Genomic DNA, 13522 nt, shown 5'->3' with positions numbered 1-13522 from the left:
ATCTCTGCTGGCAATAATTGAGAAGTGGCAGATTTCCCGCCAGCCTAAATCGCCCGGAGATGGTGCACCAATCGGCCTCCAGTGCCCTTCTTGATGCTCATGAAGGTCACGGTTGAAACCGGCTGTAGACTCGGCTTCGGTTCTTCACGGAGAAGCGTCAACCAAGGTCGTCTAACCGCTAAACTCTCCCGTCCCTGTATTTGAACCCGCGCCACTTCAGCGGGGCGATGGCGGGGCAGGTCACCTCAACTGGTCGAGTAGCTTTCCGGCGGCTTCCGCCATCGGGTCGGTGAGGGGCCCTTTCCGCCCGGTCCGTTTAAAGGCACGGGCGACGTTGGCGCACATCATGAGTCGGGTGAGTTGCCCGGTTCTGGTGGACAGTACGTCTGCGAACACCTCGGTGACCTTGTCGGCTAGGTCAGAAACCCGCATGGATGCGGCCCACAGGGATACGGCGTCGAGTGCGGCCGGTCCCTGCCCCCAACTCTCCCAGTCGATGATCGCCAATTCTGGCCCGCACAGGTTCGCCCACCCCAGGTCGCCGTGGACGGTTGCCCAGTCGGTGATGGTGGTGTCGATCCCTTCTCCGTAGGCGTCGGCGATCCGGCCGGACAGGTGGGTTTGAGTCATGCACACGCGGTCGGTTACATGCCCGGCGAGCGTCTTGCAGGCTGTCTGCAGGCCCGACCACCACGCGTCTGGCAGCCCCGGGTCGGAAGGGATGGCGGCTTGAGGTGAGATCACCGGGTCGGAGGTCCGGGTCATCTCTTCGGCTCGCCAGACGACCTTGCGGCCCTGGTCATACCAGGATGCGGCGGCCTGCCAGACCGGGCGGGGTACACCGTCTAACGCGAGCGCTGCCTCGAACCCGGTGAGCGCTTGGGCATTGAGCTTCTCTGGCTGGTACCAACTCAGACGCACCCAGGTTCCGGTGCTGGTCGGGAACCCGGCGGTGCCGTTGAGTGCGCTGTAGTGAGCTTCGCTGCGGTTGAGGACGACCCCGAGGCGGGATTCGAGGACGGTGAGGACGTCGTCGTGTGGGGTCTGGGACAGGTCGTACAGGTTCACGGGGTCACCGTAGCCTCACGGTCGGCGAGCAGCGCCCGGTACGCCGCAACTCTGCTCTGGTCGATGTCGAGGCTGACAGCTGCGACCAGTTCGGCCAGGTGGGCGGGCTGGTCAGCACCAACGGCGATGGTTGACACCTCGGGCAGGTGATAGGCGGCGGCGAACGCTGCCAGCACTGGGTTGGGCTCCTGCTCGCCGTGGGCGAAGGTGCGGGCGGCAGGCCAGGGGACGCCTACAGCGTCACCACCGAACGGTGCCATGCCCCACCGGGAGGCGGGAGTGATGCGCAGCAGCGCCGTGAGGTCTTCAGCGGCTCTAAGGGCCTGGTCACTGACGGTGAGGCCGCACCTGGTCATCAGGACATCCGGGATGGGCAGCCGCCCCGACTCCGCGTAAGGGGTAAGGATGCCGGGCCGCCACGTCGAGATTCCCCACGCCCTCGTGATTCCCTGCGTCTTGGTTTCCGCTAGGGCTGTGGTCGCGGAGGCGAGTATGTCGGCTCCGGCACTCGGCGGGAGGCCGTCCAGTGATCGTTCCGGGTTGTGCAGGAACACCAGGTCGGGGGTACGGCCGAGGTCAGCCGCGCTCTGTTGGACCGCCCGCCTGAGCCGGACCGGGTCGAGGCTGTGCCCTTCGGGGAAGAAGCCGACCTTGGTGGAGATCTCGAACTCTCCTAGCAGATCCCCGGCTACCCGTGTCAGCGTCGAATGGGATGTGAAGTTCAGATAGTTGAAGGCGGTGTCGAGGCGTTGGACTCCAAGGCCCAGCGCGGCCTCCAGCGTCACGCGCAGGTGACTAGACCGGTGTAGCCCAAGGACAATTCCTCGGTCATCGGCGCGCATATCCCCTCCTTCACCAGTGCCGCCGCCACGGTGCGCGTGTCGGCGTCGGTGAATTGCACCGGTGCACCGCTGAGCAGCGATTCCAGCGCGTTGGCGGCTCGTGCCTTGAAGGTAAGCTTCTTGCCGGCCGCCAAGACGGCGATGGTGTCGCCGTGCTGTTCGATGGACGGCTCGAATTGGGTGACGCACACCGCTCCGTGCGGTTCGCCGAACAGGTCGAAGGCGGGAATTTGCCGGGCGGGTGGGCGCTGTGTCTCCCGAGCGTGTAGGGACTCGGCCGGGGTGTGCTCTGCCGCCAGTTTTGCCACGGCGGCGAGGAGTTCGGCCTGTTGTGCCGCCCACGCTTCCGGCTCGGCCCACCGGTCCAGATCGGTCCGGAATAGATCCTCGGCGCGGCTCTGGTCCGCGAGCCAGTTCATCCACGTAACGCCGGTCCGCTTCACGAAGCCGACGGTGGCATGCAGGCTGAACCCTTCCCCCATGCCTTCCCGAGTGGCGCGGTGCCAGTGTCCCCGAGGGATGTGCATGACCTCCCCGGCCTTCAGGACGCCTGACCAAACGACGTCCCGGCTGGGTTCGGTAGCGGTGACGGCGTCCCGGTACATCGGCGCGTTTCGCGACGGGGCGCGCACCTCCCAGCTCTTCTCGCCCGCCACCTGGAAGATGATCACGTCGTGGTCGTCCCAGTGCATGTCGAACCCTGCCGCCTCCTGTGTGGTGAGGTAGGCATTGATCTGCACGATCTCGTGCGACCACCACTGCATGGCACGACAAAACACCTCAAGGACCGGGTCGAACACGTCGATCTCGTCCAGAACGAGAGTGCACCCCTCGCGCAGGATCGCATCGAGCTTGATGGTGTCGACCATACGGATACTCTGGCCGCGACGGCCGATCTCGTCGGTGCAGTACAGGAAGGGATGAAGTTCTCGTCCGGACTGGAAACACCGTAGCTGCGGTGTGGTCAGGCTCCGTCGGGTCGCCAGGTCCAGCAGCTTCGTCGGCGTCAGCAGACGGGCGGCCACACCCGTACCAGGCAATTGTCCCCGGACGAAGTCTGTTCCCACCCGGCCAGGGCCACTCCAACCGAGGGCTTGCTCCATCGCCGAGACGATGAGGTGTTCCATCACGTGCTCCTTTGAGGCTTGCTTGAAGGTGGGGAGGGCCCGCTGCGGGAGTTCGGGCCCTCCGTCCTTTCGATGGGTTGGGGGGCGTCAGCCTCGGCCGGGGAAGTTGTGGTCCTTGTTCTCGCCGTCGTCACCGACTGATGTGCCGGTCGGGTCGGAGTGCTCGGAGTCGAACCGGTCGTGGACGGCGGCGAGGGTTTCTACAGCTATGAGCAGATCGCTGGTAGCGGTGTCCATCGTTTGATCACCTTCCGAAGGGGTCACGTAGCGGACAGTCGCAGGATCGAGGTGGCCCGCGTGCCCTGTCGGCCCTCACGTTTGCATTCACCTGCGCACCGGCACCGAAAGGGCCACCGCAATCGTGCAGGCATGCGCCTGCGCTTGCCCCGGCCGGTGGATGTCGTTGGCATCGCCGAGTTCGTCGCCGGTCGGGTGGTACCGCAAGTGCAAGCGATCGTCAGTGGCATATAGGCACGCCACCTGGACCGTCGTGCCGCGCCGGTTCGGGTTCCAACACCGCAGTACCTGCGGGTCGTCGCCGACGTCGGTCGCCAAGCGCGAGTGGACTCCGAGATCACACAAATCCCCGGCGAGGGCGAGCAGCACAGTTCGGGGGCGCAGGGCCTTCTCACCGGCTGCTGACTCGCTGGCGCGGGGAATGGTCCTCTGGTCGGTTTCGCGCGGGGTATCGAGCGCCATCACGCGGCCTCCCCGGCCCAAGGGGCGTAGTTGGCTCCAGTGGTGACGGCGGTCGGCATTGGCCCCTCCGAGCGGGATGCGTGAACCTTTGGTGTCATCCGACACTGACCGTCGGCCAGGCCCCGCCGGAAGAGAGTTGACGAAAGTTGACCCCCCGACTCGCTCGACGGCGAAGGGCTTCGATAGAACCAGGGGTCAACCCTGGTCAATCTCCGCTGGTGACGAGCTCGCCGTAGGTAAGGATCGCTCTGTGCCGTCCTCGTCGTCCTCCTCCGCGCAGCAGGCCCGGCAGCGCCTCGCCGACCAGCTCCGCGAACTGCGCACCGACGCCGGCCTGACCGGCCGGGAGTTCGCGCGCCGCGCCGGGTGGAAGGACGCCACCAAGGTCTCCCAGGTCGAACGCGCCAACCGGCCCGCTTCGGTCGCCGACGTCCGGCTGTGGTGCCGCCTATGTGGTGCGTCAGAACAGCGCACGAACGAGCTGCTTGCCGAGCAGCGCGCCGTGGCTGGGATGTGGGTCACCTACCAGCGACTCAACCGAGGCGGGCTGAAACGAGCGCAGGAGTCCGTACGCGACATTTACGAGCGAGCCAAACTGATGCGCGACTACCAGACCCGCGTCATCCCTGGGCTGCTCCAGACAGACGCCTACACCCGCGAATGCCTGGCGGCGGTAAAGGTCGAGCAACTGGTGGAAACCGACGATGTCGGCGAAGCCGTCGCCGAACGCATGGACCGTCAACAGGTGCTGCGCCGCCCCGGCGCGCGTTTCGTCTTCCTCATCGAGGAGCCGGTCCTATGGCTGCGCTCGGTGCCGACCGATGTGCACACCCAACAGCTCCGGCATCTCCTGGACGTGATGCGCTGGCCGTCGGTGTCCCTCGGCGTCATCCCGTTGACCGGCGACCGCAGAACCTCCTACGGCGGGGACGGGCCTGGCGTGTGGCCCGAAGAACCGTTCCTCATCACCGACGACTCCCTGGTGAATGTGGAATTGGTGTCAGGCTTCTTGACCGTTACCCACCCGGACGAGATCGCCGCCTACGTCCGGGCGTGGGAACGGCTTTTCCCCCTCGCCGTACACGGCGACCGCGTCAGAGCGATCATCAGCCGGGTCCTACTGAGCCTTGATTGAGAAGGCGAAAGGGACGGGTGATCAGCGCTCTGCCGACCTACGTGGCGGCTTGTACTCGGCGTGCGGGATGGCCCGCTCCCAGACCCGTTCGAACGCCAGCAGGCATCGGGCGACGGTGTCCGGGTCAGAGGTGAACTCCTCCTCTTCTGTGTCGGTGCCGTCGCCCGAACAGAAGTTGAACGCCACAAGCTTGTGGTCCAGCAGCCAGAAGTCGGCACCGGGCAGCATCAAGTCGAACGCGCGACGCCGCGGCAGCCAGCGCACGTCCTCACCGGCTTTGATGTTGTGCTCGGTGAGCATGTGCTCCCACGCGATGTAGTCCGTGACCGGCTCCGATACGATCCGGGCACGGCGGAACTCCGCGCCGCGCTCCACCGCCGAGGACACGATGGAGTTCCACTCCGTCCAATCCAGGTCGCCGGGGCCGCCTGCCAGCCAGTCATGGAACGCGGGAGCGCTGGCATCGTAGGTGTCGCGCATCTCCAGGTGGAGCGCTGACCGCTGCACCTGCCTGAGCAGGTCGTACACCGTCACCGGGCCATGACCCGTCCGGCCTGGCTCGAACGTCCCGGCTGCCGCCTCGGCCACTTTGGGAATCATGTCATTGGCCAGCCACACCGTGGACTCGTCCGCCGCCTCCTCGTTGTCGCGGGCGAGCCTGGCTAGGACCACCGGATCAGTGACGGTCTTGCCGCGCACGTAAAGACCCGTCTTGTCCCGCCACACGGCCGGACACTTGCCCTGCGGGGACTGGTCGGTTTCGCCGACGAACTCGATGTCTTCCGTCACTGAGCCCTCCATCGGGATGAGAGGTTGCGGACCGATCCCGACCCTCACCCCCGACCGCCGACCCGGTCAACGTCCGGCCTGACCATCCCGTGAGTATCAGCCCACCCGGAACACGGGATGCGTGACATGGCACGCCAGCCGGTCGAGACTGAAGGCAAGCACCTCTGTCATTCTGGGCCCATGACCGCCCAGCCGCGCATCCTTCTCGTCGGGCCACCGGGCATCGGCAAGACCACCGTCGTGGACGACCTGGTCAAGCGTTTGAAAGCCGCAGGTCTTCGAGTAGGAGGCATCCTGACGACCGAAGTCCGCAAGGACCGTCGCCGCATCGGGTTCACCATGGAAGAGATCGATGGCCCTGCAGCGCTCATCGCGCATCAAGACTGGGAGGATGGCCCTCGCGTGGGCCGTTACCGTGTGAACGTTTCCGCCCTGGAACACATCGCACTGCCTGCTCTAAATCATGCAATAGCCCACGCCGATGTGATCGTCGTTGACGAACTCGCCCGCATGGAGCTCTTGTCGGACGCGTTCGTGGCCGGGCTGGAAGACCTCCTCGCTCGGTCGCGACCACTAGTAGCGACCGCGCAGCTGGCGCCTCATCCGGGACTGGACGAACTCAAAGCGCGTGACGATATTGAACTGGTGACGGTGACGGAGACAAACCGAGATACCTTAGCCGCGATCTTGGCGTCCCGGCTGAGCGGAGATCGAGGCCCTGGCTCTACCGGGCGCCCGCAATGAGGGCGACTCGCTGATCCATCAAGAGTTCGTCGACAGCCCGCACAGCCCGACTGTCGCGATGTGGTTCGAGCACGCTCCGGGCCTGCCGGATCAGGTTGAGCTTCTCGACGGATCGAACGTGCAAGTTGTGCTCTACGGCTCTGACAAGCTGGCCAGCAGCCCGGTCGACATCTCCTCGGCTCGCATATGTCAGCGCTCTATTGGTGACCAAGGTGACCTGATACCGCTGAAACACAGCGGAAGTCTGTTTTTCGAGTCGATCGAGCAGATCGAGAGTTTCCTGATCGCCGAAGGAGGCCATGGTCAATGCCCGCTGACGCTCGACAAACGAGGTTCCTGGAATGCCGAGCCATGGCGACGGGGGCTCGTCCCGCGTTTTGTCGGCGTACGACGCAGCTCGATCCAACGCGCTCAGGACGGCGTCCCGTTTCGCTTTGCCGAGCTGGGGGGTGGCGGCATGAGCGTGGGCCTCGTAGACCGCGAGGTAACAACGCGCGGCTGTCGACAACGACAGCGGCTGGAGCTGTTGGAGGACCGACAGGGCCATGCCGCCGTTCTGGTTGCGAGCATGCATGTACGCGACGCCGCACATGGCGAAGACGTAAAGGTCTTGGCATCGTGCTCGGCCAGCGAGATCGGCGGAGCTCCGGTACCACTCCATGGCCTGTACACGCCCACCTTGATCAAACGCCTGGTAGGCGACCAGATGACATGCATCGGCCGCGAGGACGCCGAGTTCGTCACGCAAGGCGTGATGGTCGTCGGTGAGGCGCCAGAACGTAGCGAGGTCACGGGCATGCTTTGTCGTGCTCGGCAGCAGCTGGGCAGCTCCCTCCTGGCGGTCCAGCCACCGAAAGCCTTCGGTCTGTGCACGGAGCTGAGCAAGAAGTTGATCGTCTAGGTGAGGGAGGTTGGATGGCGAAGGCTCTCGCCAGTTGTGAATGAGCGGCGGCGCCAGAATGCTCGCCAGCATTACTCCAGCGCCTGCGAGAAAGTCTTTGCGGCGCGTGTCGTCTCCTTCGGCTTGTCCTGGCTCTCTTGCTGCCAGCATGCCCGGCCGCGGCGGTGAGGTCGAGTCATCCAGCGCATCGTCGGGGGCATCGGAACCTTTGGACGGCGGCGGGTGACCGGGCATCCGAAACCAGAGATGTTGCCGCGGGATCCGAAGAGTGCGAGCCCAGGCGATGAGCTTCTTCAGGTCGGTGACGGCGGCGCCGTTCTCGTAGCGGCTGACCTGGGTTTGGGTCAGGCCCAACCAGCCGGCCAACACGTCTTGCGGTATCGGGCGGGGACCGTGGCGTGGGGCATGCCTGTATGCATGGAAGACCTTCCCGATATGCGCCTCGGCGAATGCTTCCTGGAGTGCGGGAGACTCCCAGAACTCTGCGGGCACGCGGGGAGGACCGAGTTCGGATCGTCGAGACCTTTGACAGGACGCGCATAGATCGCCCGCATTGTCCCACGCAAGCTTTGTCCCGCAGGACTGACATTGGTGCGTGGTCGAGCGTTGGCTCATTTGGCTTCTCAGCTCACTTAACTCTGAGATGAGGTCGGTGTCTCTAAGAGTGTAGGCCCGGCCGTACGAACGGGTTGATGTATGCGGCTCGTGCATATCCCGACCATGCATCCGCGGGCTTCACTCCCGGCCCCTCTTCCAGCCACCGTCTAGGACCTGACTTACAGGCAACGGAGAGGCGGGGCATGAACGAAGCGCAACCAGCCGAGCCGCTACCCACCGGGCCCGCCATACCGGTGGGTGGCCCAGCCCTGCCGCTCCGAGACCTTGCCTGTCGCCTCGAAGAGCGTGCCTGGGCATGCGAACTCGTTGGCGACGGCGACGACACCGCCCTGCGCCTTCAACCGCCGGGCGCTGGCGACAACCCGGAGCGGACCGTGGAGGTCGTGGTCCGGAAATCGCGGGCACGGTCCCTACTTCGCCTGCTCGCCGATGTCGATGCTCTTGACCGGGCCGTCAACGCGATCGAACTCGTGCACGGCAGCAAACCCCCGCCTGCTCCTGCCGTCCCAAGGGCCTAGTCAAGACTGCCGCCGACCTGGCGGGCATGGGCGGCGGCGCCGTCCCTTTACCGCGGCGGCGGAGAGACCGGCTCGCACCGGATCCCCGCCGCCGTATGAACCCCGCGTTAGCTACCAGGGAAATCGATCATGACCGCAATGCCCAAAGTCACCGACTCCGCTCAGGCCAAGGCGTGGTTGAAGGACGCCCACCCGGATTGGAGCATCGTGCGTTCCGATAAGGGGCGCTGGTGGGGCTTCCTCGACACCGACAAGCGTGGGAAGGACGCGGTCCCTCTGGGGACCACCGCGGTGGACGCCGACACGCCGCAGAAGTTGCACGAGCTACTGGATGCGGCGGAGTCATGACGACGCCTGGTCTGGCTCTGGACTTCACTCAAGCCTCGCGTGCCCGTGTCTACAACTACCTGCTCGGCGGAAAGAGTTGGACCGAGGTCGACCGCGAGACCGCCCAAGCGGTGATCCGGACTTCACCGGACGCCCCGGCCGTAGCGCGGGAGAACTTCAAATTTGCTGGTCGCGCGGCAGCGTGGGCCGTCGCCGAGTTCGGCATCAGGCAGGTCTTGGACATCGGTGTCGGCATCGTGGACGATGTTCCGCTGGACTCGGTGGAGATCTGCGTCCACAACGTCGATCCCGACGCCATGGTGCTCGCTTTCGACCATGACGAGGTTGTTCTTGCGCACGCGCGGGCTCTGCGCCCCGGCTATGGCGGGGTTCTCCAGGGTGACGTCCGTGACCTCGACATGATCTTCGACAACCCGGGTCTGCGCCACCCCGATCTGGCCGACCGCATCGACCTGAGCCGGCCTGCGGTCGTTGTCTTGGCCGCCGTCTTGCATTTCGTGGACGACCCGGCCGCCGTGATGGCGGGGCTGCGGGAGCGTCTTGCGCCGGGCAGCGTTGTCATCGTGTCGCACGCGACCTCTTCGCACACTGGCGAGGAGCGCGTCGACGGGATGACGGCGGCGTACGAGCGGGGCAGCAGCTCGATCATCTTCCGCGAGGAGGAGGCCATCGCCTCCCTCGCCGACGGCTGGGATCTCCTACCGCCCGGGATGACTGACGTGCAGCTTTGGTCTCCCGACGGCACCTATCAGGAAGAGGTGTACGAGACGGTCCGTGTCGTCGGCATGGCCGCCATGCTCCCCCAAGCCCCCGGCTCGGAGGAGGTGTCGCATGCTGCTCTGGCAAGCTGACGAGCTCACCGTCACTACCAAGATCAACTCGACGCCGCCGAACTCCGCCCGCGTGTGGGACTACTGGCTGGGCGGCAAGGACAACTACCCAGCCGACCGCGACGCCGGAGACAAGGCCGCCGAGATCCTGCCCGAGATCATTCAGGCGGCCCGTCACGACCGCGCGTTCCTCAGCCGCGTTGTCCGGTACCTGGCCGACGATGTGGGGATCCGGCAGTTCCTCGATGTCGGCGCCGGAATGCCAGCCGCCGTCGACAATACTCACCAGGTCGCGCAGCGTGTCGCGCCGGACGCCCGCGTCGTCTACGTGGACCACGACGCCCTCGTCCTGGCGCATGCCCGTGCTCTCCTCACCGGGACCCTGGAAGGGGCTTGCGACCACATCGACGCCGACGCTCGCGACGTCGAGACCATCGTGTGCGAGGCCGCGCGGACGCTCGATCTCGCCCAGCCGGTCGCGCTCCTGCTGCTGGACATCTTGAACTACATCGTCGACGACACCGAAGCGCAGGCGACGGTGGAAGGGCTGGTCGCGGCGCTGGCGCCGGGCAGCCACGTCGTGATCGCCCACCCGACCGCGTCGCTGGACGGCGAGCGGGCGTACCAGGCCATGCAGGTCGTGATGGACATGGGCGGCGCCCCCGTAACCGCCCGCAGCCCGCAGCAGATCGCCGGCTTCTTCGACGGCCTGGAGCTGCTGGATCCCGGTGTCGTGTCCTGCTCGCGCTGGCGAACCGAACCCTGGCCACCGGGCCAGCCCGTCCTCCAGTACTGCGGCGTCGCTCGCGTCCCGGACCGGGAGGCCGGGCGGTGACGGCGGGCCGGTTAGCCACCGCGCGGGGTCCCCCGCCCGGCCGGGCCAGCACCACCTAGCCCCTTGGCCGCCCGGCCAGCGGTCACCCCCATCACATTGCGATAGAAAGAGCCCCCCTTTTGTCCCGCACCAAGCGCACGACCTTCTCCGCGATCGCGGCCGGTACCGCGCTGGCCACGATCGGCGCCCTGGCCGCGTGGCCGGCGGACCCCCGCCCCGTCATGGCCGTCGCCGAAACCTCTCCATCGGTGCTGGCCCGCAAGCTCGCCCAAGGCATCCTGCCGCTGCACGGCGGCGGCCCGCTTCAGACCCGGCTCTCCGCCCAGGACGCCCGCGCGGCCAAGACCCTCACCCACGGCGTCACTGCCGCTGGTTCGGGTGCTGCGCCGCCAACCACGGCCCAATGCCGCGCCCAGTTCGGCACCCCGTGCTACTCAGTCACCCAACTGGCCCGCGCGTATGGCGTCGACGACGCCCGCCGCGCGGGCTGGACCGGCAAAGGCACCACGGTGGTGTTCCCGATCTGGTACGGATCCCCCACCCTCAAGCAGGACCTGGCCCGCTTCAGCGCCGCCTACGGCCTGCCCGCCCCCAACATCGAGGTCCGCAAGTTCGGGACCATCCCACCGATGCCCGCGCCCGACGCGCCGGACGCCCCGTTCCGGTACGCGGTGGCCGAAGAGGCCGTGCTGGACATGTCGATGGTGCACGGTATGGCGCCCGATGCCAAACTCGTTGCGCTGGTCACCCCGGGCAACTTCGAGGGGCCCGACGCCGGGTACGCCGAGATCCTGCACGCGATGCGCGCCTACGCCCGCACCCACCCCGGCGCGGTGTTCTCCCAGTCCTACGGCATCTACGAAACCGACCTGCTCACGCCAGTGCTACGGGGCTTGGACCGGCAGGTCGCGCAACTCGCCCGGCGGCACGCCGCGACGATGATCGTGGCCAACGGCGACACCGGCAACACCTCCGGCACCAGCCCCGACCCGGCCGTGCCATGGCCGGCCAGCTCTCCGCACGTGACCGCGGTCGCCGGAACCCGGATGCACCTGACCGACGCCGGTACCCGCATTCGCCCCGACACCGTGTGGGACGACCCGAACGGCATCGGAATGGCCACCGGCGGCGGCCTGTCCGCCGTATTCACCCGTCCGCCCTACCAGAAGCCCTACCGGAACCTGGTAGGGCGGCACCGCGGCGTCGCCGACATCGCCGCCAACGGCTCAGGCGAATCCCGGGTGGTGTTCTACTCCACCTACAACGTCCTCGGCGGCCAAATCGACCGGGACGGCGGATGGCGGCGCGCAGCCGGAACCTCGGTGGCCGCACCGCTGATCGCCGGGATCACCGCCCTCGCCCGACAGGCAGCCCACCGGCCCCTCGGCACCCTCAACCCCACCCTCTACCGGATCGCCGCCACCCCACGCCGCGCCCAGATGTCCGGGATCGCCGACGTCACCCTCGGCTGCAACAGCGTCCCCGGCAACCAGGGATGGTGCGCCCGCCCCTCCTGGGACCCGGTCTCCGGCGTCGGGACCATCGGTGACGCGGCCCGGCTGGTGCCCGCCCTCGCCCGCCTGGGCCGTTCGGCCCGCTAACCAGAAACCGCACGATGCCGGGCGGCCGACCGCACCCCCTGTGATGGGCCGCCCGGCCCGACACCTCTACGTCCAGCCGCCTAGAACGGAGCACACACCGTGGCGAGATCCCGGTCGGCGAAGCCTCGATCAAAGGCCCGCTCCACGCGCCGGGCCACCATCGGTGACCAATGCAAGGAGATCATCGCCACCAGCGTCAACGGTGATCACTACGGTGCGTATGAGGCGTTCGCCGCGATGACGCATCGGAGCGACTTCCCGGAGATCGGCCCGGTGATGGCCGAGGCTTTCATCGAGATCATCCAGCGTGGTTGCCGCACAGTGGGCGCCGTCACCGACGACGGCCTGCCCGATGTCAGCCGTTTCCTGGTCGACGAGCGCACGAGCATCACGCGCGTCCGGACCGCGGTGCCCAGCATGACCGGGCAGGACATGGTCAAGGTCCGCGGGATCCACCGCGCCAACGCCCGCGCCGCCCAGCAGATGGTCCAGACCTACGCGGCACAGGGCCGGGGATCGATCCACGCGCTCTACCAGGAACGCGCCGCCGCCCAAGAACGTGGCGCCGAGAACTTGCTGATCATGCTGTGGGGCACCGCGATCAACGTGCAACGCCAGGTCCGAGAGGCCAACGCCAACGACGCACGCGGACCGAACTAGCAGCCTGAGCGACCTTAGCCCGCACCTAACCACCCCTGTTGAGCCCTCGTCCGGCCTCAGGCCCCGGGCCGCGTCGAGTTCGATGGCCCCCGTCACGCGGTCCTCCGGTGGCGGCCGGGCAAGCACTCCTCCAATCCACTTCGCCAGGCACGCCTTAGGGAGTAACTCACACGTGCTACTCACCGTCATGACCCTGATTTTCCGCTACGGCGGCCGCGCCGACGCTCACGGTCGTCCTGATGACCGGTGGGGCGACCTGGTCGAGATCATCCGGAAGGTCGAGCCCGACCTCCTCCTGGGCCAAGAGGCGCACGGCTGGGCGGCCGACCCGCGGTTGCAGGCCGACGCCGAAGACGACGTGGGGTTGCGCGCACGTCGCACCGTCCCGGTCCGGGGCGCACACCGTGGTGATGCACCGCACCAGCGCCTTGCGGTGGCGGCAATGGGAGACCAAGTACGCGCACGACACCCACCACGGGTTCGGCGTGGCCATCCTGGACGTCGTCGCCGACCCCGAAGTGAGGGTGCCGCTCACCGCGATTTCCGCGCATCTGAACCCCTACTCGGTCCTGGCCGCCGCACCGGAGGCGCAATTGCTGGCGGCACGCCTCTACCGCTACGGCGGAATGGGCGTGATCGGCAGCGACATCAACCACATCCCGCCCCGGCGACGCCGAGCCGAACTGGGAAAGCATCCTCACCTCCCGCGCCGGGCCGCAAGGGGACGGCCCGATCACGCACGCCGCTGGCTGAGCCGGCTCCTGTCCGCCGCATCGACGACGGACCCGCACCCCCATTGAAAGCCAC

The 13522-nt window shown here is 67.0% G+C and carries 15 protein-coding genes; 8 read left to right on the top strand and 7 right to left on the bottom strand.

Annotation, left to right across the window (positions count from 1 at the left end; all coding sequences use genetic code 11):
* Positions 1-240: 240 nt before the first annotated feature.
* From D0T12_RS31455 to D0T12_RS31440, 5 genes are all read right to left on the bottom strand, one after another.
* On the bottom strand, positions 241-1068 hold the full coding sequence (locus tag D0T12_RS31455; RefSeq protein WP_117404283.1) for a phosphotransferase family protein: 828 nt from the start codon (positions 1066-1068) through the stop codon (positions 241-243).
* A complete protein-coding gene (locus tag D0T12_RS31450) occupies positions 1065-1853 on the bottom strand; it encodes an aldo/keto reductase (protein ID WP_199487817.1) in 789 nt (262 codons plus the stop codon). Before D0T12_RS31450 ends, D0T12_RS31455 begins: the two co-directional genes overlap by 4 nt.
* Positions 1850-3037, bottom strand: a complete 1188-nt coding sequence (locus D0T12_RS31445; RefSeq protein ID WP_117404281.1) for a JmjC domain-containing protein — start codon at positions 3035-3037, stop codon at positions 1850-1852. Before D0T12_RS31445 ends, D0T12_RS31450 begins: the two co-directional genes overlap by 4 nt.
* 87 nt (positions 3038-3124) lie before the next feature.
* Complete coding sequence (locus tag D0T12_RS36075) at positions 3125-3274, bottom strand: hypothetical protein (protein WP_170180442.1); 150 nt, start codon at positions 3272-3274, stop codon at positions 3125-3127.
* 87 nt (positions 3275-3361) lie between these two features.
* Complete coding sequence (locus tag D0T12_RS31440) at positions 3362-3739, bottom strand: hypothetical protein (protein WP_117404279.1); 378 nt, start codon at positions 3737-3739, stop codon at positions 3362-3364.
* A gap of 247 nt (positions 3740-3986) precedes the next feature.
* Here D0T12_RS31440 and D0T12_RS31435 point away from each other — a divergent pair, with 247 nt between their 5' ends.
* On the top strand, positions 3987-4871 hold the full coding sequence (locus tag D0T12_RS31435; protein ID WP_199487816.1) for a helix-turn-helix domain-containing protein: 885 nt from the start codon (positions 3987-3989) through the stop codon (positions 4869-4871).
* A 21-nt stretch (positions 4872-4892) separates the two neighbouring features.
* On the opposite strand, the gene D0T12_RS31430 is transcribed toward D0T12_RS31435, so the two are convergent.
* Positions 4893-5660: a DUF6879 family protein gene (locus tag D0T12_RS31430; RefSeq protein ID WP_233526406.1), complete on the bottom strand. Its 768-nt coding sequence runs from the start codon at positions 5658-5660 to the stop codon at positions 4893-4895.
* Between the two features lie 180 nt (positions 5661-5840).
* On the opposite strand from D0T12_RS31430, the gene D0T12_RS31425 reads away from it, so the two are divergent.
* Complete coding sequence (locus tag D0T12_RS31425; protein WP_158581695.1) at positions 5841-6404, top strand: nucleoside-triphosphatase; 564 nt, start codon at positions 5841-5843, stop codon at positions 6402-6404.
* Here the strand turns inward: D0T12_RS31425 and D0T12_RS35075 are convergent.
* Positions 6385-7674 carry a helix-turn-helix domain-containing protein gene (locus D0T12_RS35075; RefSeq protein WP_147339698.1) on the bottom strand — a complete coding sequence of 430 codons (1290 nt, stop codon included), beginning with the start codon at positions 7672-7674 and terminating at the stop codon, positions 6385-6387. The genes D0T12_RS31425 and D0T12_RS35075 overlap by 20 nt on opposite strands.
* Before the next feature lie 896 nt (positions 7675-8570).
* On the opposite strand from D0T12_RS35075, the gene D0T12_RS31410 reads away from it, so the two are divergent.
* The 6 genes from D0T12_RS31410 to D0T12_RS31380 all read left to right on the top strand — a co-directional run bounded on the left by D0T12_RS31410 (position 8571) and on the right by D0T12_RS31380 (position 13515).
* The gene (locus tag D0T12_RS31410; RefSeq protein ID WP_117404269.1) at positions 8571-8789 is read left to right on the top strand and encodes a hypothetical protein; all 219 of its coding nucleotides are present in this window, start codon (positions 8571-8573) and stop codon (positions 8787-8789) included.
* Positions 8786-9640: an SAM-dependent methyltransferase gene (locus tag D0T12_RS31405; RefSeq protein WP_117404267.1), complete on the top strand. Its 855-nt coding sequence runs from the start codon at positions 8786-8788 to the stop codon at positions 9638-9640. The genes D0T12_RS31410 and D0T12_RS31405 overlap by 4 nt, the downstream gene beginning before the upstream one ends.
* A complete protein-coding gene (locus D0T12_RS31400; RefSeq protein WP_117404265.1) occupies positions 9621-10454 on the top strand; it encodes an SAM-dependent methyltransferase in 834 nt (277 codons plus the stop codon). Before D0T12_RS31405 ends, D0T12_RS31400 begins: the two co-directional genes overlap by 20 nt.
* Positions 10455-10573: 119 nt before the next feature.
* On the top strand, positions 10574-12055 hold the full coding sequence (locus D0T12_RS31395; protein WP_117404263.1) for a S53 family peptidase: 1482 nt from the start codon (positions 10574-10576) through the stop codon (positions 12053-12055).
* A 99-nt stretch (positions 12056-12154) separates the two neighbouring features.
* Complete coding sequence (locus D0T12_RS31390) at positions 12155-12715, top strand: hypothetical protein (protein ID WP_117404261.1); 561 nt, start codon at positions 12155-12157, stop codon at positions 12713-12715.
* A 410-nt stretch (positions 12716-13125) separates the two neighbouring features.
* Positions 13126-13515 (top strand): hypothetical protein, encoded by a 390-nt coding sequence (locus D0T12_RS31380; protein ID WP_117404256.1) that lies wholly within the window; start codon positions 13126-13128, stop codon positions 13513-13515.
* Positions 13516-13522 lie beyond the last annotated feature (7 nt).

Source organism: Actinomadura spongiicola (genome assembly GCF_003432485.1).
Classification (GTDB): Bacteria; Actinomycetota; Actinomycetes; order Streptosporangiales; family Streptosporangiaceae; genus Spirillospora; species Spirillospora spongiicola.
The sequence above is the reverse complement of the archived record's forward strand: the minus strand, read 5'-3'. Positions and strand labels throughout refer to the sequence as shown.